General features: G+C 68.2%; 22 protein-coding genes and 2 tRNA genes. 8 read left to right on the top strand and 16 right to left on the bottom strand.

All coding sequences use genetic code 11. From position 1 onward, the window contains the following. The first annotated feature begins 211 nt into the window (after positions 1–211). Positions 212–574 (top strand): hypothetical protein, encoded by a 363-nt coding sequence (locus tag CXR44_RS33280; RefSeq protein ID WP_144070180.1) that lies wholly within the window; start codon positions 212–214, stop codon positions 572–574. A gap of 424 nt (positions 575–998) precedes the next feature. On the opposite strand, the gene CXR44_RS33275 is transcribed toward CXR44_RS33280, so the two are convergent. Further along, a complete protein-coding gene (locus CXR44_RS33275; protein WP_219602118.1) occupies positions 999–1,415 on the bottom strand; it encodes a carboxymuconolactone decarboxylase family protein in 417 nt (138 codons plus the stop codon). Between the two features lie 226 nt (positions 1,416–1,641). After that, on the bottom strand, positions 1,642–2,019 hold the full coding sequence (locus CXR44_RS33270; protein WP_101790128.1) for a winged helix-turn-helix transcriptional regulator: 378 nt from the start codon (positions 2,017–2,019) through the stop codon (positions 1,642–1,644). Positions 2,020–2,087: 68 nt separating this feature from the next. Between CXR44_RS33270 and CXR44_RS33265 the strand changes: the two genes are divergently transcribed. Beyond that, positions 2,088–2,798, top strand: coding sequence for a nitroreductase family protein (locus CXR44_RS33265; protein ID WP_180903827.1), 711 nt, complete (start codon positions 2,088–2,090; stop codon positions 2,796–2,798). Positions 2,799–3,363: 565 nt separating this feature from the next. Here the strand turns inward: CXR44_RS33265 and CXR44_RS33255 are convergent. Both CXR44_RS33255 and CXR44_RS33250 read right to left on the bottom strand, forming a co-directional pair. Beyond that, positions 3,364–3,457: transfer RNA gene (locus CXR44_RS33255), tRNA-Ser, on the bottom strand. Positions 3,458–3,522: 65 nt separating this feature from the next. Continuing rightward, positions 3,523–4,227 (bottom strand): methyltransferase domain-containing protein, encoded by a 705-nt coding sequence (locus CXR44_RS33250; protein WP_219602116.1) that lies wholly within the window; start codon positions 4,225–4,227, stop codon positions 3,523–3,525. On the opposite strand from CXR44_RS33250, the gene CXR44_RS33245 reads away from it, so the two are divergent. Continuing rightward, a complete protein-coding gene (locus CXR44_RS33245; protein ID WP_219602115.1) occupies positions 4,217–4,666 on the top strand; it encodes a MerR family transcriptional regulator in 450 nt (149 codons plus the stop codon). The genes CXR44_RS33250 and CXR44_RS33245 overlap by 11 nt on opposite strands. Positions 4,667–5,260: 594 nt before the next feature. On the opposite strand, the gene CXR44_RS41855 is transcribed toward CXR44_RS33245, so the two are convergent. Next, entirely contained in the window at positions 5,261–5,611 is a 351-nt protein-coding gene (locus CXR44_RS41855; RefSeq protein WP_281260313.1) for a helix-turn-helix domain-containing protein, read from the bottom strand. Here CXR44_RS41855 and CXR44_RS39820 point away from each other — a divergent pair. The 3 genes from CXR44_RS39820 to CXR44_RS33225 all read left to right on the top strand — a co-directional run bounded on the left by CXR44_RS39820 (position 5,586) and on the right by CXR44_RS33225 (position 7,099). Beyond that, positions 5,586–6,161 carry a methyltransferase domain-containing protein gene (locus CXR44_RS39820; RefSeq protein ID WP_342748628.1) on the top strand — a complete coding sequence of 192 codons (576 nt, stop codon included), beginning with the start codon at positions 5,586–5,588 and terminating at the stop codon, positions 6,159–6,161. The two genes, CXR44_RS41855 and CXR44_RS39820, sit on opposite strands and share 26 nt — an antisense overlap. 165 nt (positions 6,162–6,326) lie before the next feature. Further along, positions 6,327–6,500 (top strand): hypothetical protein, encoded by a 174-nt coding sequence (locus tag CXR44_RS39815; RefSeq protein WP_180903825.1) that lies wholly within the window; start codon positions 6,327–6,329, stop codon positions 6,498–6,500. After that, positions 6,497–7,099, top strand: a complete 603-nt coding sequence (locus CXR44_RS33225; protein ID WP_101790108.1) for a GNAT family N-acetyltransferase — start codon at positions 6,497–6,499, stop codon at positions 7,097–7,099. The genes CXR44_RS39815 and CXR44_RS33225 overlap by 4 nt, the downstream gene beginning before the upstream one ends. Positions 7,100–7,492: 393 nt before the next feature. On the opposite strand, the gene CXR44_RS33220 is transcribed toward CXR44_RS33225, so the two are convergent. The 7 genes from CXR44_RS33220 to CXR44_RS33190 form a co-directional block, all read right to left on the bottom strand. After that, positions 7,493–8,725 (bottom strand): SGNH/GDSL hydrolase family protein, encoded by a 1,233-nt coding sequence (locus CXR44_RS33220; protein ID WP_101790107.1) that lies wholly within the window; start codon positions 8,723–8,725, stop codon positions 7,493–7,495. Positions 8,726–9,200: 475 nt separating this feature from the next. Beyond that, entirely contained in the window at positions 9,201–10,052 is an 852-nt protein-coding gene (locus CXR44_RS33215) for an SDR family NAD(P)-dependent oxidoreductase (protein ID WP_101790106.1), read from the bottom strand. A gap of 274 nt (positions 10,053–10,326) precedes the next feature. After that, entirely contained in the window at positions 10,327–11,667 is a 1,341-nt protein-coding gene (locus CXR44_RS33210) for an FAD-binding oxidoreductase (RefSeq protein ID WP_101790105.1), read from the bottom strand. A 135-nt stretch (positions 11,668–11,802) separates the two neighbouring features. After that, positions 11,803–12,174 (bottom strand): DoxX family protein, encoded by a 372-nt coding sequence (locus tag CXR44_RS33205; RefSeq protein ID WP_101790104.1) that lies wholly within the window; start codon positions 12,172–12,174, stop codon positions 11,803–11,805. Positions 12,175–12,204: 30 nt separating this feature from the next. Then, positions 12,205–12,627, bottom strand: coding sequence for a YybH family protein (locus CXR44_RS33200; RefSeq protein WP_245899727.1), 423 nt, complete (start codon positions 12,625–12,627; stop codon positions 12,205–12,207). 94 nt (positions 12,628–12,721) lie between these two features. Next, entirely contained in the window at positions 12,722–13,882 is a 1,161-nt protein-coding gene (locus CXR44_RS33195; RefSeq protein WP_101790102.1) for an RNA polymerase sigma factor, read from the bottom strand. Beyond that, positions 13,882–14,220, bottom strand: coding sequence for a YciI family protein (locus CXR44_RS33190; protein WP_101790101.1), 339 nt, complete (start codon positions 14,218–14,220; stop codon positions 13,882–13,884). Before CXR44_RS33190 ends, CXR44_RS33195 begins: the two co-directional genes overlap by 1 nt. A 675-nt stretch (positions 14,221–14,895) precedes the next feature. Between CXR44_RS33190 and CXR44_RS33180 the strand changes: the two genes are divergently transcribed. Continuing rightward, complete coding sequence (locus tag CXR44_RS33180) at positions 14,896–15,321, top strand: tyrosine-type recombinase/integrase (protein WP_180903824.1); 426 nt, start codon at positions 14,896–14,898, stop codon at positions 15,319–15,321. A 71-nt stretch (positions 15,322–15,392) separates the two neighbouring features. Here the strand turns inward: CXR44_RS33180 and CXR44_RS33175 are convergent. Both CXR44_RS33175 and CXR44_RS33170 read right to left on the bottom strand, forming a co-directional pair. After that, positions 15,393–15,465: transfer RNA gene (locus CXR44_RS33175), tRNA-Lys, on the bottom strand. A gap of 110 nt (positions 15,466–15,575) precedes the next feature. Next, positions 15,576–16,730 carry an acyl-CoA dehydrogenase family protein gene (locus CXR44_RS33170; RefSeq protein WP_101790099.1) on the bottom strand — a complete coding sequence of 385 codons (1,155 nt, stop codon included), beginning with the start codon at positions 16,728–16,730 and terminating at the stop codon, positions 15,576–15,578. Positions 16,731–16,821: 91 nt separating this feature from the next. Here CXR44_RS33170 and CXR44_RS33165 point away from each other — a divergent pair, with 91 nt between their 5' ends. Continuing rightward, positions 16,822–17,133 carry a PspC domain-containing protein gene (locus CXR44_RS33165; RefSeq protein ID WP_101790098.1) on the top strand — a complete coding sequence of 104 codons (312 nt, stop codon included), beginning with the start codon at positions 16,822–16,824 and terminating at the stop codon, positions 17,131–17,133. Here CXR44_RS33165 and CXR44_RS33160 read toward each other — a convergent pair whose 3' ends face one another. Then, positions 17,134–18,417 (bottom strand): MFS transporter, encoded by a 1,284-nt coding sequence (locus CXR44_RS33160; protein WP_245899723.1) that lies wholly within the window; start codon positions 18,415–18,417, stop codon positions 17,134–17,136. It lies immediately after the preceding gene. 108 nt (positions 18,418–18,525) lie between these two features. Beyond that, positions 18,526–18,876: a metallopeptidase family protein gene (locus CXR44_RS33155; protein ID WP_397019012.1), complete on the bottom strand. Its 351-nt coding sequence runs from the start codon at positions 18,874–18,876 to the stop codon at positions 18,526–18,528. Between the last annotated feature and the right edge of the window lie 19 nt (positions 18,877–18,895).

Below are 18,895 nucleotides of genomic sequence, written 5' to 3'. Positions count from 1 at the left end.
CAAGGCCATCGCTCTTCTGCAGAACTACGAAGTCGCCCGAGGATGAAAAGAGGTCAATGTGGGTCAGAGGGCATGGCAGTCCATCCTGAACGGTTGTGAACGGGCTCGTATTGCAACCCGGAACGCAACCTATGGCGGCTCGCCGATTCCGGCGATCACAGAGGTATGAGAGCTGTTGCAGCCCCGCGGTGGCCCTGCCAGAGTGAGCCGCATGATCGAGACTGCAGGGGCGTTCTATCGGGTCAGTGACCCGGGTTTCGAGATGATGATCCCTCGCTGGGAAGGGTATGCCCCTGAGACTGCTGATCAGGCCGATGCGACCATCAGGCTGCCCGATGGGACCCGTCGGTACGCGACGTTCATGACACTTGACGTCGTCAGTGGGATCATGGATCGCTGGCAGGAGACGGGTGAATCCCTCAACGGCCGATACTTCTCCTGCACGGACCTCGTCATCATCCGCGAGCCCGGCTTCGCGTCGATGCTCGACGCCGTACGAGACTTGATCGCAAGCGGAGAGATCGACCATGCGTGCAGCCTGCTTCCAGCCGATGATGAGCAGGACGCGGATTGAAAGTGGATTGTCCTTGGTGGGCCAACGATGTGCTGACCCCGTGTGATCGCCCAGCCCTTCACGACCGCGGCAAGGCCATTCCGCGCATGTCCCGGATCTTGCTTGTCCTCCTGGCATCCCAGCGGAGTCGTGATGAAAGCGGCGTGTCAGCTTGGGAGCCGCAACGATCACCCGGTGTCAGGGCGCTGAGCTGGACGGAAGGCGGGTGGTGAGCATCCGTGCTTGACCGTTCGTTCCCCTGTCCGATTGCACGACGATCAGCTAACGGCCAAGGACTTCACACCTCGTGTCGGGGCCGAAGCATCCAGGTGTCATTCTTGGCCTGTCAGCCTCGCGCGTTGCGACAGGGCGCGGCCTGTTCGCCGGTCCGGATCGATCGAGTGGTTGACCATCATGGCAATCTCCGCTTCCGCCTGCACTTCGTTCACGGCCTCCCTTCGCCATAGGTCGGAAGACCCTCCATGAAGGAGACGGCTCGGCGAAGGAGCGGAATGGTGACCGACCCGCCTCCTACAAGGGCGATCTGCAGCGCCTCGAGCACTTGTTCACGAACGACCCGCTCTTCGTCACATCGTTCGAGGTGGTAGTAGACGCATTCCTCGCAGTCCTTCATCACGGACACCACGAGGCCGAGCAGTTCCTTGACCGAGACGGGCAGGGCGCCGGGCGCGTACGCTGCGCCGTCCAACGAAAAGAAGGATTCGAACAGCGACCCGCTGCTGCGCAGGCGCTCATTTCCGTCGGCTCTGGCCATGCGGAAAGCTTCTGGAGAGGGCGTCACAGTCAGATGTTCGCGGGGATGACAGGTGGTGTCGGCCTGAGGAGCTGTGGAACTGGACATGTGGGCATTCTGCTCTGCCGATCAGGTTCACCACCAACGATGATTCCTTGAGCGGCTATCAGGGATGCTTATCGTGCAGCAACGCCGAGGTGTCGAGGTCACGTCCACGGCGAGACGTCACCCGCCCGGGGTTCACGTCCACGGGATGGCGTGCGGGTGATCTGGTGCTGATTCGCCGGGTACGGCTGGCGGGATGACCGGGCGGGGTGCGGTTCCCGATGCCGGGTCAGCGACGTGCTCGGCTCCGGGCCTGTTCGATCTCGTTGATGTGGTTCTCCGTCCACCGGCGGAGCGCCGTGATGGGCTCGGCAAGACTGCGCCCGAGCGCGGTGAGGTCATAGTCCACCCGGGGCGGGATGGTGGGGTGGACGGTGCGCGTGACGAACCCGTCGCCTTCGAGGCTGCGCAGGGTCTGGGTGAGCATCTTCTGTGAGACACCCTCGATGCGTCGGCTCAAGTCGGTATAGCGCATGGTGCCCTCGAGGAGGGCATCCACGACGAGGACCGTCCACTTGCCTGCGATGTGATCCAGCACCTGGCGGGTCGGGCACTTCGCCGAGAAGGCGTCGGCCGGCAGCCCGGAGGACTCGACAATGGTCTCCATGAAGGGAGAGTAACGCACTAATTGGTTCCTTCTTCCGGATGGAGAGTCGCTCTCCGATAGTAGGTGGCATGACGCCTCACATCATGTCTGTCGCCGAAGCCATCCGCACCCGCCGCACCGTCCGTCACTACCGCCCCGATGCGATCCCCGCGGACGCGCTCGACGCACTGCTCGCCCTCGCCATCGAGGCGCCCACCAGCTGGAACCTCCAGGACCGGTCCATCGTCGCCGTCACCAGTGACGAAGGACGTGCGGGTCTGGCCTGGGCCACCGATGGTCAGCCACAGCCGCAGGAGGCACCGCTCATGTTGGTCTTCGTCGCCGAGCCGCTGTCCTGGCGGGAGGACCACAGCGACGTCTACGAGCAGGCCCGCCGCAATGGAGCGTGGAACGACGAGTTCGTCACGATGTTCTCCGCGGCATCGCGAGCCTTCCAGGCAGACCTCGAGGAGCGTGGCCTGCTGCGGGAGTATGCGGTCAAGGACGCGATGATCGCGGCCAGCTACGTGATGCTCGCCGCCACGGAGATGGGGCTTGCCACTTCGCCGATGAACGGCTGGGACGAGGCCAAGGTGAAGAAGGTGATCGGCATCGAAGACCGCGACGACCTGGCCATCGCCTTGCTGATGTCCCTCGGCTATCCGGCGGAGGAGCGTCGCCACCCCGGCCGTCGGGCCCAGGAACGCAACGTGTTCCACGAGTCCTACGGATCGCCCGTGAGCACCACCCGCGGTGACGAGGTCCTCACCAGAAACGATCACCGGATTGGTGCCCACTGATTCTGCGCCGGTTGGATGTGATGACACGTCCGATCGGCACGGTGAGGCCGACGGCGGGGCCGGTCAGGGTGCTTCGGCTGGCTGAGCAGAAGGGGCAGGAGCTGCAGCGGAAAGCACAGGCGCGCTCAGGCCGCCGAGCAACTGGCGGCGGGGGAGAGGGGTGGAAGGACCACGGGCTCGTCTTCGCGACATCGATCGGCACACCGCTGGAGCCGGGGAACCTCAGCACCCGCTGGCGCAGGGCAGGGCCAAGGCCGGCCTCGACTGGCTGCGGCTGCACGATCTCCGCCACGCCTGCGCGTCGTACCTCCTGGCGTGCGTTGCCTCGCCGCGAACGGTCATGAAGACGCTCGCCACAGCCAGATCGCGCCGACCACGAACACGTATGCCCACGTGCTCCCTGACATCGAACGCGCGGCCGTCGACGCGGTCGCCGAACAGCTCTTCGGATGACACGACGCAGCGAAAAGGGCCGGACTCCCCCAACGGGATTCCGGCCCTCATGGCTGTGAAAGCTGGCTGTACGACCTCACCGAACAAGATCGAGGAGAGGCGTTCGAGCAGTTAGGGCGCCCGGGGCTCGAACCCGGAACCTACGGATCAAAAGTCCGCCGCCCTAATGCTTGGCTGTGTCATTTCCTATTTCGATGTACCGCCCTGAGCGCCAATGTCGCTCAGTGAAATGTCTAAGTGCGCCCGCATCCGCGGCGGAGGCAACAGATCGCTATCCCTGCGCGGCGACGAGGAACATCGGCACCGCGACGAAGATCCGGTTCGTGCGGGCACGCTCGGCCTGCTCGGCAAGCCAGCTCTCCTCGTCGGTGATCCGGTGCAGCAGGGCGAGCGCGGTGTCATCGGTGAACACACTGGTGCGCACCTCGACGACCGGGTCGGCGAACCCGGCATCGAGCAGCAGGTTGCGGTACTTGCGGGCGACGCGCGGCGACGGGAGCGAGTCCGCCTTCGCGTGGACCAGCCGGCGGGTGGTCTCCGGCTCGTCCGAGTCGATGACGACCGTGTCCCAGTCCTGGCCGAGCAGCACGGCCCGGCCGCCCGGCGCGAGAACCCGGCGGGCCTCGGCCACAGCCCGCACCGGGTCCAAGAGCGTGTGCAACACCTTGTCCGCGCGGTAGCCGGCAACCGATCCGGTCTCCAAAGGCAGCTCGCAGGCATCGCCGACGTGGAACTCGCCGCCCGGCCAGCGCTCCCGGGCCACGGCGATCATCTCGGGGTCGTGGTCGACGCCGACCGCGCGGGCCCCGCGCTCGGCCAGCTCGGCGACCGCGCGGCCAGCGCCGCAGCCGACATCGACCACGGTTCGGCCAGTGAGGTCGCCGAGCAACTCGTAGGAACGTGTGCGCAGCTCGACGGACATGGGCTGCGCGTCGACGGCGTCGAGAACAGCAAGCAGATTCGACATGCCCGCCATGATCCGACTTAATGTCGACATGAAGTCAAGCCCGATGACAATCGGCCAGGTGGCCGACCACTTCGGCCTGCCGGCACACGTCCTGCGGCACTGGGAGTCGATGGGCCTGCTCTCCCCCGTCCGCGTCGCCGGCGGGCGCCGCCGCTACACCCGCGACGACCTGTTCCGGGTAGCGTCGATCGTGATCGCGAAGCAGGCCGGCCTGCCGCTGCCGGACATCCGGACGTTCCTCGCCGCGGGCGACCCGGCCGCTCGCAAGGACGTGCTGCGCCACAACCATCGCGCGCTGCAGGCCAAGATGGCGGCGCTGCGCTCAGCACTCGATCTCCTCGAAGCCGGAATGAACTGCTCGCACGAGGACATTACGACCTGCCCGAACTACCGGGCCCACCTCGCGGGGGCGGCACCGGAGGGGCCTGGTTTTGTCGGTGACAGGTGACAGCGTCTGCCGGTCTGCTGCAACAGCAGTTGTTTCCACGGCAAGGTCATGTCGCTGAGCAGTAACGGGCGCGAGGACTTGCGGTGGGAGCATTGATGTGCTTCTCGGGATGTGGCGGTGCTGGTGCCCAAGTCCAAGGGCAAGTTGTACGCGGCGATCCGCCGTCATTCTCGAGCGGAGCTGTCCACTGGGCCATCCAGAGCAACCTCCCAGAGCCACTGGCCGCCCTCGTCCGTGACCTGGTCGCCAACAGACGCGGCCATGCCGTTCTCGGTCACACCGGCAGCTCACTCCGCCCCCCTTCGACGGCTACCAAGGATTCATCTGGCCCGAATTCCTCGACCGCTGGCTCTGGTAACCGCCCTAGGCGATCGGACAGTCCTGATATCCGATGTGGTGCCGTTCCAGTTGCTGCGCCGCCGGACCGGCGGCTGGCCCGCATCCGAGGGAGAGCTGCTATGACCACCGTTCACCGCCGCGCCCTGACCGAGGAAGCGGCCGAAGCCTCGATCCACCAGGCCTGCCAGCGGTTGCGACTGCCGACCGCGGCCAGTTCGTCGAACTGGCCGCCACCGCCCCGCGCGACCAGATGAACTATCTCGGCTTCCCGGCCGAGCTGCTGATGGCCGAATGCGATCGGCAGGCCAAGCCATGGGCGATGGCGGTGTGTGCCACCTGAGCCTGGGCAATCCGTTGATCCAGCTCGGCGATCTTGCGTTGGTACAGCTCCCGCCATCCGTCGCCGGCCGGCGAACGAGCCGCGATGAACGCTTTGACGTCCTGCAACGCGAAACCGATATTCCGCAGCGACACGACCACGCCGACCAGCCCGACCGCGGAGGGCGGATAACGCCGTTGGCCTGAGACTCGAGGCGGCGCCGGTAGCAGGCCGAGCTCCTCCCAGTTGCGCAGAGCGGAGGTGGCAACACCGGTGCGACTCGCCAGCTCACCGATTGGTCAGCTGCTCACTCATTTGACTTCAAGCATACTTGAAGTCGTTGACTGGCGATCATGCAGACAGCAGGTGTGTTCGCTCATCGCCCCTCCAACCGGGAGCGCTCGCAGGCCATGGTCCGGCAGGCCGCCCGTCGCAACGCCCGCGCCGTCCGCGCCCGCCGTGCACCTCACGCACGCCTCCGTGGAGCAGTTGCCGAGCTTCGGCGATCCGCTCGATGCCATCCTCGCCGTCAAGTCGGTGGGGTTCTGGCCCGACCCGGTGGAGCGGCTGGGCGAGCTGCGCCGCCTGCTCCGCCCCGCCGGACGCATCGCGCTCGTCAGCCAGCCCCGCCGTCCCGGTGCTACCCGGGACACCACGGCCCGAGCCGCCCAAGAGCTCCAGGACATGCTCACCCTGGCCGTCATGACCGCAGACAGCACACCGACCGGCTTCCCCGCCAGCCTCCGACTCATCAGCTCAGGCGTGTCGTGCGGGGGTGCTGCTCCTTCTCACCCGACATTCCGGCCCCGGTCACCCCCCGACCGCTGTCCGAACTGACCGGCAAACGCTGCTGCTTCTCTCCAGCAAAACCAGGGGCCGACGATCGAGTGATCTGGGTTCGTTCCTGATCACCTGAGGGGCATCACCGCTTGTAATCACCGGACGCTTCCGCCCGCGCCGACCCGCAGATCCCAGGTATACCCAACCCTGATGGAGGCCTTCATGCCCGACACCAGCCCGCCGGTGCGGCGGTCGCTGTCCCTGCCCGCGCCGATCCGGCGCAGGCCACGCACGATGCTGAAGCGGACGCCGGCCCTGGTGGGCGACGACGCTCCGGCCGCCTGGCGACGTGCGTCGATCGCCGCCACGGCGACAGGCCCAGGCGGGCAGAGATGACCGGCACCGCCGGGGAGCACACCCCCTTCCCCGCCGAGGTCCACCTGACCGGGCTTGGCATCACCCTGCGCGAATGGCACGACACCGACGTTCACGCGATGGCGCACCTGTTCGATGATCCGCAGGTCGACCGATGGACGCCGTTGCGCGCGCCCTTCGACGAGGCGGCCGCCCGCGCCTACCTGGACCAGGCGCGTCAACGCCGCGCAGATGACCAGCGCATGCAACTGGCCATCACCACCGACGGCGCCGCGCCGCTGGGCGAGATCCTGTTGTTTCGCACCGGCACGGTCGGCGAGGCGGAACTGGCCTACGCGATCGGTGCCGCCCATCGGCGCCAGGGCCTGGCCTCGCGCGCGGTCCGGCTGATGATCAGCTACGCGTACGACGTGCTGGCGCTCACCCGATTACTGCTGCGCATCGCCGAAGACAACCTGGCCAGTGCCGCCGTGGCCCGCGGTTGCGGCTTCCAGCTCACCGACGCCGCGCCCCTTACCCGCCAGGGCGCCCGGGAGCCGCTGCTGACCTGGCGGCACACGCTCCGCCCATCACCCCGTGACGCGGGTCGCGTCGCCATCAAGCACGTCGGACACCGATAAGCACGCCCGCCCCCAACCAGTCCGTCCCTCCCGGCGCCGGGGCAGAGAGATTCGGAACGGAATCCAGCGGTAAGGCGGTTCCTCCAGGTCAGCGGCCTCTGTCTCGGCACCAGCCCGAGCGTGGTCAACGCCGGATCCCGTTCCATCGCACAGCGCTTGGCGGTCCCGCTCACGGCTGGGCGAAGTTCGATCGCCACTACGTCACCCTGCTCAAGCGCTGGCTGGCCCGCGCCGGCTACACCGCCAGGCCGCTGTTCCGGCCAGCATCAACGGACGCCGCGGACCCCGCATGCCTGCCCCGGCCCCCTTCAACCGCCACACCAGCGCCGACCAGAATTCCCCGACTACAGGGATGCCTGGTCAGGCGGCACACGTCCATCTCGGTCATCGGCATTATCTGGTCAGAGTGAACAGGTCGACGGCGTCGGCCATGGCCTGGTAACCGGCGGGGCTGGGGTGCAGGCGGTCGCCGCTGTCGTAGGCGGGCAGGAGTTCGCCGGCGTGGCCGGGTTCGGGGTTGGCCAGGGCGCGGTCGAAGTCGGCGACGGCGTCGTACTCTCCGCTGGTGCGGATCCAGTGGTTGACGGCCTGGCGCACGCCCTCGCCGTACTCGCTGTAGAGATCCGATCCCTTGAACGGGGTGAGGGTTCCCCCGATGATCCGCACGCCCCGCGCTCTGGCGGCGCGGATCAGGGCGCGGTGACCGTCTATCAGCTCTTCCGCGGTCACCTGCGGGTTCGGTGTGGCGCAGGCCCCGGTGTTCTTCGGGAACAGGATGTCGTTGAGGCCCTCGAGGACGATCACGGTGCCCACGCCGGGCTGGTCGAGCGCGTCGCGCCGGAAGCGGGCGGTGGCTCTCTCGCCGAAGCAGGCCGAGTCGTTGAGCACCCGGTTTCCGCCTATTCCGGCGTTCAGCACTGATGTGCCTGAGCTGGCCAGGCGTTCGGCGAGCCGGTCGGGGTAGCGGTCGTCGGCGTCGTTGGTGGCGCCGTAGCCGTCGGTGATGGAGTCGCCGAAGGCGACGACCGTGTTCTTCCTGCCGGACACGTCGAGCCCGGACAGGAAATAGCGCGACAGGCTGGTCTCGGTGAACGCGGCGCCGCCCGCGTCGCGCCGGTGGTCGCCCTTGGCGCGGTACGAGGTGGCCATGGCGATGCTGTGGAAGGTGGCCGGGCCGGTGGCTCCCCGGAAGTACAGCGTCACCGTGAGCTGCTCCAGCGCGCGAACCGGGAGCCGGACGGGGTCGCTGACCGCCTGTCCGCCGGCGGGCATGGTCACCGACTCCGAGCGGGCGAAGGTCAGCGGCCGGACCGTGGCCGGACGTATCGCCGCGCCGGTTGTGGTCTTGGCGATGCTGGCTCCGGTGAGCCGGAGCGGGGTCGTACCGTAGGCGTTGGACAACCGGACACGCAGGTGGGTGCCGGTTGCCGAGGTTCTGATCACCTGGCGGACGGAGTGGTTGTCGAAGCCCTCCTGCGACCAGTTGGGGAACCACGTGGCGGTGGGCTGCTGAACGGCTGTCGCCCACCCGCCGCCCCACCTGCCGCCATCCGCGGTGGCGGGCAACGGCATGGCGGCCAGGGGCAGCGCGGTCAGGAGGGCGATCAGGAATGGTTTGACTCTCATGAGATCGTTCTTTCGTGTCGGTGTGGTGCCTGAGGTCGCTCTAGACCGAGGTGGTTGCCTGGTACCGCGGAATCGCGGGTCTGCTTGATGTCGCCAGGCCGTGCGAGGGTCTTGGCGGGAAGGCCCTCGCGACGTTCTCGCCTGGGGCAGGATGCTCCGTGTGATCCGTCCCGTGGCACGATGCGGCGTCCTCAGCCCCCGAGCAGAGCTGCGCGAGCCCTGCTACGTCGACCATGCACGCCGGCATCCGCCACTAATTCCTCGATCTGCGTGACCGTGCGCCAGGCCGGGCCGAGGAGCGGTTGAAGTCGGCCGTGGCCGTCGGCCTCGTCGGGCCACCTACGACACGGCCGGGCGGCGCTGGTCTGGACGCCCCGCACCATCCTGCCGAGGCGTGTGCATGCTCGAGGTGTTGCCCTTGCTAGCGGGGTCGCCGTGGCGTGATCGGCGCTTCCCCCGCAGGCCGTCGCCGGGGTCAGACGGCCGGGGCTGCGGAGGTGGGCCCGTGTGCCTCCGCTGACAGGTCCTGCCAGTCAGCCCAGGTCTTGAGCCGGTCGGCGTAGACCTGCGAAACAATCTGGTTGCCATGGATGCCGAAGAGCACGCGCAGGGGCGGGTTGTCCGCGTCGGCGATCTTCAGGATTGCCCGGCCTGCCGCGGCCGGGTCGCCGAGGTCGAGTGAAGCGGCGAACTCGGCGAAGCCCGCACGCAGACCGTCATACAGCGGGTTGGGGTCGGCGGTTACGCCGCCGGCGGCGCCATCGGTGGCGTAACCTTCGGTGGCGTAGGAGCTGGGCTCGATCACGGTCACCTTGATGCCGAATGGGGCGACCTCTTGGGCGAGGGCTTCGCTCAGGCCTTCCAGCGCCCACTTGGAGGCGGCGTACCCGCCGCCGAGCGGGAACACGGTGAGGCCGGCGACCGAAGAGATCTGAATGATGTGCCCGCCGCCCTGCTCGCGCAGATGGGGCAGGGCGGCCTGAACGACCCAGAGCGGGCCGATCAGATTGGTCTCGAGCTGGTCGCGCAGTTGCTGCTCGGTCAGCTCCTCCACCGCGCCGAACAAGCCGTAGGCCGCGTTGTTCACGATGACGTCGACCCGGCCGAAGTGCTCCTTGGCCCGCTTCATGCTCTCGAAGACGGCGGCCTTGTCGGTCACGTCCAGTGGGAGCGGAAGCACCGCGTCGCGGTAGGTGGCGACCAGCTCATCCAGGCGGTGCGGGTTACGGGCGGTGGCGGCCACCTTGTCGCCGCGTGACAAGGCGGCCTCGACGAAGTTGCGGCCCAGGCCGCGGGACGAACCGGTAACGAACCAGACCTTGCTCATGATGTCATTCCATTCTTCGATAGTCGGGGGTGGAAGGTCGTCGCTCGCATCCAGGCGATGAATGAGCATCCCTCGGGGGGACAACCCGGATCAGAGATGTTCGAGCCGCCGGATCAGGAATCGCCGCTCGGGCGCCGAGCTGGCCATCTCCGGCGCCCCGGCCGTACGGGCGGGATGGCTCGGTACGTAGCGGCCGGTCGTTCCCGGTGCCGGCCGCTGCTGGTCATCCGGATCCGCATGGGACGCGACAGACGACTGTGCTGTGCGTCGGGCGTTACAGCGGGCGGATGTTGTGGTTGCGGGAGAACAGGTTGTGCGCGTCGTACTGGCGCTTGACCGCCGCGAGCCGCTGGTAGACGTGCGGCGGATAGATTGCGGCGACGTCCTCCTCGGTGGCGGAGGCGAGGAAGTTGGCGTAGGCCCCGCTGACATGAGGTGCGAGCCTGGCCCAGATCGCGTCCAGGCCCGGACGGGCGGCCTCGATGACCTGCGGCGGGCCAATGGTGGTGGTCACGAACATCAGCTCCGCCCGGCGGTGCGCGTAGGCGGTGGCGTCGTCGGGAAGACGGGACACCGCCCCTCCCATGCTGCGGACGGAGATCTTCGGCGGGGACTGCGATGCCCCTACCTCGGCAAGGATGCGAAGCACCTCTGGCACCGGTGCCGCGTCGACGAACGCGCTTCGGGTGACCAGCTGGATGCCGGGCGGCGGGGGCGCGAAGTCCACGAGCACATCAGCGTACGGCTGGAGCGCGACATCGTCGCCGATCACCGTACCGAGCCGGCGGATCGGATCAAGGGCCTGGGCGGCGAGCTCGGGGTCATCGCCGTCGAAGGCGACCTGGATCTCGACGGGCGCGTCGGGGCCGCCGGCGAAGGGGTTGGCGAAGTCCACGATGGAGGTGAGCTCTTCGGGCGCGGTACGGAGGTGGTCCGCCCAGCCCTGGAGCACGGTGCCCGCCTCGGAGGCCGGGAAGCTGATCTTCCCGAAGAAGACGTCGGTCGTCGGGTGGGCCACGAACTCGAAGGCGGTCACGATCCCGAAGTTGCCGCCTCCGCCGCGAAGCGCCCAGAACAGCTCCGGGTTCTCCGCCGCGCTCGCCCGCACCAGCTCGCCCCCGGCAGTGACCACCTCCGCGGCGACCACGTTGTCCAGGGCAAGACCGTACTTCCTGACCTTCCACCCGATGCCGCCGGTCAAGGTCAGCCCGCCGACACCGACGCTCCTGGTGTCGCCCGAGGAGATCGCCAGGCCATGCGGGGCCAGCGCGGCCGCGACCTGACCCCAGGTGGCGCCACCGCCGATCCGCACCAGGTGACGCTCCTTGTCTATGATCTCCACACTCGCGAGCTTGCCGAGGTCGAGTACGACGCCGCCGTCGTTGGTGCCGAAGCCCGCGAAGCCATGGCCACCGCCGCGCACGGACAGCACAAGCCCCGTGCCGACGGCGAATCTGACACCGGCCTGCACGTCCACGACGCTCTCGGGTCGCAGGACCAGGGCCGGACTACCCGCAACCAACATCGAGCGGCTGGCCGACTCGTAGGCAGCGGTGCCCGGTTCGATGACGTCCCCACCGAAGTCACGGCGAGAGAGTTCAAACGCTGAACTCATGATGTTCCTTCCACACAGGAGAATGTCGATAGATGTCGAGCTCAACGGAGCCGCCGGTTGATCTGGCCGACGCGCGGCATCACTCGCTCGAGCCAGCTCCGCTACACGAAGAACGCGCGCGGCACGGGGTGGTGGCTACCAGCCGTAGGGGCCGAATCGGGCCCAGGAGACGAATGCGGTGAGCAGGAACAACACGATCGTGATCGCGAGACCCTGGGTCTCCTTGCGGCGGATGTGCATGGCCGCCGCCAGCGCCATCAGGATCGCCAGTCCTGCCGCGGCGAGCGGCGTCAGGATCGGTGCGATCCCCGTAGCGGCGGGGACGATCAGGCCGATCGCGCCGAGCAGCTCCGGCACAGCGATGAACCGCACGGCCGCTTGGGGGACATCCCCCATCCACGGGTACTTTCCGATCAGCTTGTCCCTCGGCTGAGTAGCCTTCTCCAGGCCGGACATGGCGAACATGGCGGCCAGAACGACCTGGAGGATCCAGAGGAAGATGTTCATCGAAGGTCGTCTCTCGTCGTCGTGCGGCGGTCAGGGCTCGAGGCCGGTCATGCCCTTGCCGCTCTCGACGTCGAGCGGTACCGAGACCTGGTCATGCGTGATCAACCAGGTGCCGTCGATCTTCCGGAAGCCGAAGGTGACCCGCACCCACATGCCGCTCGTCGCCGGCCCGCCCTTCAACACGCCGCTGAGCCGGCCGAAGGCGTGCCCGAATGCCACCTCATCGCCCACGGTGAGCGTCAGGTCGCGGATCTCGTAGTTCACGCCCTCGAAGAGCGTGAACACCTTCGCCCAGTTCTTGAGCTTCGCCTCGATCCCCACGTGCTGGAGCGGCGGCTCGATGTCGAAGGACACGATGTCCGTGGCGTAAACCCGCTTCAGCCCCTCGAGATCCTTGGCGCGGAGCCCCCTGATGATCTTGTCCGCCAGTCCGCGGATCTCCGCCTCGTCCATCTCACGCTGCGTTGTCATCGCTACCCCGTCTTGGGTCTCGTTCGTCGCTTGCATCCAGGCGACGAATGACGACCCGCCGGGGGGACAACCCGGCTCAGATATTTTCGAGCCGCCGGGTGAGGAATCGCCGCTCGGGCGTCGAGGTGGCCATCCGCAGGGCTCGGCCGTACGCCGCTCTGGCCTCTTCCCTGCGGCCGAGACGCCGCAGCAACTCGGCACGGGTGGAGTGGAAATAGAGGTATTCATGCAGGTTAAGGCTGTCGACAGCGCGTAGCGCGGCGACGGGGTCGCCGGCCTGGGCGATCGCTGCCGCGCGGTTGAGCTCGACCACGGGTGAGCCGGTGAGCTCCACCAGGCGCCGATACAGCTCGGCGACCTGTCGCCAATTGATCCGCTCGTGTGTCTGCAGGGAGGCGATCACCGCCTGGACGACGTAGGGACCGCGCCCGCCGAGCGCGAGCGCCTGGTCGAGCACCGCCCGTCCCTCCTCGATCTGGCGCATGTCCCAGAGCGAGCGGTCCTGATCGTCGAGCAGTACGAGATCTTCGCCGGAGAACCGGGCCTGCCGCCGGGCGTGGTGGATCAGCATCAGCGAGAGCAGCCCGCGCGCCTCGGGTTCGTCCGGCAGGAGCCCGGTGAGCAACCGGCCCAGCCGGATGGCCTCAGCGCTGAGATCGACGCGGCCGCTGTAGCCCTCGTTGTAGATCAGGTAGATGACGGTCAGCACTGCGTCGAGACGCTCGGGAAGCTGGCGGGCATCGGGCACCTCGAACGACATCCCGACCGCTTTGATCTTGCTTTTGGCTCGGGACAGGCGGCGCTTCATGGTCTCCTGGGAGACCAGGAATGCCCTGGCGATCTCGGCGGTCTGCAGGCCTCCGAGGGCGCGCAGGGTGAGTGCCACTTGCCCTTCCAGTGACAGCGCCGGATGGCAGCACATGTAGATGAGCTCAAGTCGCTCGTCCTTGAACACGCATTCGTCGAGGTCGTCCATGGCGGCCTCGGGCACCGGCAGCAGGGGGATCTTCTCTGCCAGGGTCCGCTCGCGACGGATCCGGTCGATCGCCCGGTTGCGGGCCGTGGTCACCAGCCACGCCCCCGGGTTGGGCGGCATGCCCGATATGGGCCAGCGCTCGGCCGCGATCGCGAACGCCTCCTGCGCGGCCTCCTCGGCCCTGTCGAAATCCCCGAGATAGCCGACCAGTGAGGCCAGCACCCTGCCCCATTCGTCCCGGAAAACCGCGTCGAGCGGCATCAGCGCGGCACCAACGGCCTGACCTCGACCGCGGCACCGAGCCGGACGGCCGGGAGCCGCGCCGCCAGGTCGAGCGCCTCCTCCAGATCGGCCGCCTCGATCAGGCACAGGCCGCCGAGGACCTCCTTCGTGTCGGCGAAGGGACCGTCGGTCGTCAGCGTCCGGCCGTCGACCACCCGTACGGTGGTCGCCGTCTCGACGGGCTGCAGCCGCGCCCCGGCGCTGTAGCGCGTGTCGTCGGCCAGCGCGAAATATTCCGCGTACGCCGCCTCGCGTTCCGCCTCGGACAACACCTCGTGATAGCCCGGCTCTGTGTAGATCAAGAGGGCATACTGCATCGCGACCTCCGGAGTCATGGGCTCGCACGTACACAACGAGCGGGCACCAGCACAGGACACTGTCGGAATGTCCAACAATCCAGGACATCAGAAACCCTAATACCTGGGGCTGCGAGGATTTGCTCGGGGCGAGGAACCTGCGGACAGCCGATATCGCCTGGAGTGATCTTCGCCGTGGGCGCAGTGGCGTCACCTCGGGAGTGCGCAGCTCGTCCACGGCCGCGCGGCGTGTCCGCTCCGGCCGTCGGTCATATCTGCAGACGGCGCCTCACGCACCCCCGGCCCGCTGCCCTGCTGCCACGGTCATCTGCCTTGCACACCGGCGCCGCGCCCGCCTCGGCTACGACCGCGCCCGCGTTCTGCTTGACCAGTACGCCCCTCGACCTGCACCAGCTGTGCCACAGCGCCGCCGCGTCATGACCGAGTACGCCTAGCGCCCCGCCGCCGTACCATTGACCAGCCGTTTCTCGGCACGGCTGCGAGGACCCGCACGTCTGCGGCGAACGCCACCACCGCTACCCGTGTCCCCAGGACTGCCCCAAGGCCAAGCGCACCTCCGGCCGGCGGCACGTCTGCCTGACTGCGTGCCGTACGAACTGCGCCAAGCACAACGGCGAGTGCCCGAAGTTCTGCCCGCCGGACTGCGTCAAGCACGCCGTAGCCTGCCCCGAGCGGGTGGGCGGCTGGACGTTTGTGAAACCCAAGGGAAAGGGCAAGCGCACGATCGCCCTCCCGCCCCCACTGATCGCCCTTCTCAGGCTGCACCGGGAAGCGCAGCAGGCCGAACGCGAAGCCGCAGGGGAGACGCGGCAGGACTGGGACCTCGTCTGGTGCATGCCGGACGGAAGCCCCATCGACACGGGCGACTGGGACGAGTGGAAAGAGATCCTCAAAGAGGCCGACATCGACAAGGACGCCCGAGTCCACGACGCCCGCCACACCGCCGCGACCCTGCTACTGGAGCAGGGCGTAGACATTCGTGTGGTGCAAGCCGTTCTCGGCCACTCTCAACTGAGTACAACGAAGCGCTACACCCACATCACGGAAACGCTCGCCACTGAGGCGGCGGCGCGCCTGGGACATGCGCTGTGGGAGACGTGATTGCAACCCACATTGCAACCCTGGGCGGATTTCCCGATCATCAAAAGGGGAGTCCGCCCAGTTCAGTGAGGTAGGGCGCCCGGGGCTCGAACCCGGAACCTACGGATTAAAAGTCCGCAGCTCTGCCAATTGAGCTAACGCCCCATGCACAGCAAGGGTACCGAGACTACCGCCTGGTACGCGACGTCGTAACGGCCCTCATCACAGTAACGGATAGGGCTTCCCATCGGTTTCCGATGAGAAGCCCCGCAAGGTCACCGATACGCCGCGATCCCCGTCAGCGCCTCGCCCAGGACCAGCGTGTGGATCTCCTGCGTGCCCTCGTACGTCAGCACCGACTCCAGGTTGTTCATGTGCCGGATCACCGGGTACTCGAGGGTGATCCCGTTGCCGCCCAGCACCGAGCGGGCCTGGCGGGCGATGTCGAGCGCGGCGCGGACGTTGGCCAGCTTGCCGAAGCTGACCTGGCGCGGCTCCAGCCGTCCGGCGTCCTTCAGCTCGCCCAGGTGGAGGGCGGTCAGGGACGCCTGCGTCATCCCGACGTACATCCACGCCAGCTTCTCCTGGGTGAGCTGGAAGGCGCCGATCGGCTTGCCGAACTGCACGCGGGTCCTGGAGTACTCCACCGCGGCGTCCAGGCATGACCGGGCGGCGCCCACGACGCCCCACAGGATGCCGAAGCGGGCCTCCGTGAGGCACGACAGCGGGCCCTTGAGGCCCGTGACGCCGGGCAGGACGGCGGAGCCGGGCAGGCGGACGTCGTCGAAGTACAGCGACGAGGTGATCGACGCCCTCAGGGACAGTTTCTTGTGGATCTCGGGGGCGGAGAAGCCGGGCGTGTCGGTGGGCACCACGAACCCGCGGATGCCCTCGTCGGTCTGCGCCCACACCACCGCGACGTCGGCGACGGACCCGTTCGTGATCCACATCTTGGAGCCGTTGAGCACCCAGTCGGAGCCGTCGCGCTTGGCGTAGGTGCGCATGCCGGCCGGGTCGGAGCCGTGGTCGGGCTCGGTCAGGCCGAAGCAGCCGATCGCCTCGCCGGCCGCCATCCGGGGGAGCCATTCCTGTTTCTGCTCGTCGGAGCCGTACCGCCAGATGGGGAACATCGCGAGCGAGCCCTGCACCGACACGAACGAGCGCAGGCCGGAGTCGCCGGCTTCCAGCTCGCGGCAGGCGACGCCGTAGGAGACGGCGTCGGTGCCGGCGCAGCCGTAGCCTTCCAGGTGCGTGCCGAGCAGGCCGAGCGAGCCCAGCTCGGGCGCCAGCTCGCGGGCCGGGAACGTGCCCTCCTCGAACCAGTCGGCCACGTGCGGAAGTACGCGGTCGGAGACGAAGGACGCCACCGTGTCGCGGATCAACCTCTGGTCACCGCTGAGCCGGTCGTCGACGCGCAGCAGGTCGTCCATGCCGTGTCCTCTCTTCGCGTAAGGGGCTACCAGGGTTCTACCAGGGGGAATCCCGATGTGCGAACGCCATGCGCCGGGGCAATCTTGAGGCATGAACGAAAAGAGCATCAAGCAGCTGCGCAGGACCCGCAACGGCCGGATCATCGCGGGCGTCTGCTCGGGCGTCGGCGACTACCTCGGCATCGACGCCAACCTGATCCGCATCGGGCTGGCGATCGCGACGCTGTTCGGCGGGATGGGGGTCGGCGTCTACGCGATCGGCTGGCTGCTCATGCCTGACGAGGGCAGCGATTCCTCCATCGTCCAGGACCTGATCAACAAGCAGCAGGCCAAGTCCGGCTCCGCCGACAGCTGGCAGGGCACCACCGACACCTGGGACGACCGGCCGAAGCCCCAGCAGTGATCAGCCGGTGGCCGGGGCGCCGGCACGGGCGGCGCTGTCACGACGGGACTCGGCCCAGATCAGGGTCAGCACGACCGAGCACACCACCCCCATGAGGCCGGCCAGCGCGATCACCGGCTCGGGGCCGAGTCTCTCCGCCGCCAGCCCGCCCAGCAGGATCCCGGCGCCCTGTACGGCCATCAACCCCGACTGCACCAGCCCGAACGCCTGCCCTCGACGTTCGGCGGGCACCCGCTGGACGAACGCGGCGTTGGCCGCCAGCTGGTAGGCGCCCCCGATCCCGGACAGAACCCACGCCGCCAGCACCACGGCCAGCGGCGGCCGCAGCGCGGTCACCACGAGCGGCAGGCAGCTGAGCGCGGCCAGCCAGCCCATCATCCGCAGCCGTCTCGGCGGCGAGACGAACCTGCCGAACACGAACGCCCCCACCACCGTCCCCAGCGGCATCGCCGCCATCAGCAACCCGGTGATCACCGGCACCGGCAGCGTGCCGGTGTAGAGCTGCGCGGCGTACGGCGCGGCCAGCCCCTCCGGCAGGATGTAGAAGCCGCACAGCCACGCGAACAGCACCAGCGTGCGCAGCCTCCGGTCGCCGAAGACGAGCCGCGCGCCCGACCTGGTCATCGTCCACATGGACGGCCTGGGCCCGTCGGTGCTCGCGGCCGGGCGCCGCCGTACGCCCGAGACCAGGATCAGCGCGGAGCCGAGGAACGTCGCCGCGTCGAGCGCCAGCGCCCGGTAGGGGCCCATGGTGGCGATCACCGCCCCGCCCGCGGCGAAGCCCAGCATCTGCACGGCCTGGTTGGTCATGTTCTGCAGCGCGGAGCCGACCACGTAGCGGTCGCCCTCCAGCACTTCCGGCAGCAGCGCCGCGCGGGCGGCCGAGAACGGCGCGCTGAGCAGCACCACCAGGAACACCAGCCCGCACAGCAGCCAGAACGGCATGCCGGGCAGCGCCATCACGGAGACCAGCGCGGCCCGGATCAGGTCGCAGGCCAGCATCACGCCCCGGCGCGCGAACCGGTCGGCCAGGCCGGCCAGCAGCGGCCCGCCCGCGATGGACGGCAGGTAGGTCAGGGCGTAGACGGCGGCGGTCGCCAGCGGCGAGCCGGTGCGGTCGTAGACGAGCACCGCGAGCGCCACCTGGGCGAGCTGGTCACCCAGGAGCGAGAGGCCCTGGCCGTACCAGAGCGCGCGGAACTCGCTGATGGCGATGACCTCGCCGTAGGTGGCGTGATGGTCTCCAGCACGGCGATGCCGCCCCGGCAGCCGTCGCGTCCGCATGGCCCCCATTGGACTCCGCTGTGCCTGACTGAGCGTGTTCAGTATGTCACCTAAGGTGCCTGATCACGGCCCGCCCCGCAAGCGGAAGCGGTCAACCCGTCCGGCGGATCACCAGCCCAGCTCGTGCAGCCTCTTGTCGTCGATCCCGAAGTGGTGACCGACCTCGTGCACGACCGTGATCCGCACCTCGTCGACCACGTCCTCCTCCGTGTCGCACACTCGGCAGATCGAATGACGGTAGATCTCGATCCGGTCGGGCAGAACTCCTGAGTACCAGTCGCCGCGCTCGGTAAGGGGGACACCTGTGTAGAGACCCAGCAGGTCTGGCTCGGGAGGTTCGTCCACCACGGTGACGACGACGTTGCTCATCGCCTGCGTCAGCTCGGGTGGGATCGTGTCGAGTGCCTCGGCCACGAGCTCCTCGAACCTCTCCCGCGAAACGTCGATCACAGTTGCCATTCTGCCCCGCTGGTCAGGT

Origin of the sequence: Nonomuraea indica (assembly GCF_002850745.1) — a bacterium.
GTDB classification, from domain to species: domain Bacteria; phylum Actinomycetota; class Actinomycetes; order Streptosporangiales; family Streptosporangiaceae; genus Nonomuraea; species Nonomuraea indica.
The sequence above is the reverse complement of the archived record's forward strand: the minus strand, read 5'-3'. Positions and strand labels throughout refer to the sequence as shown.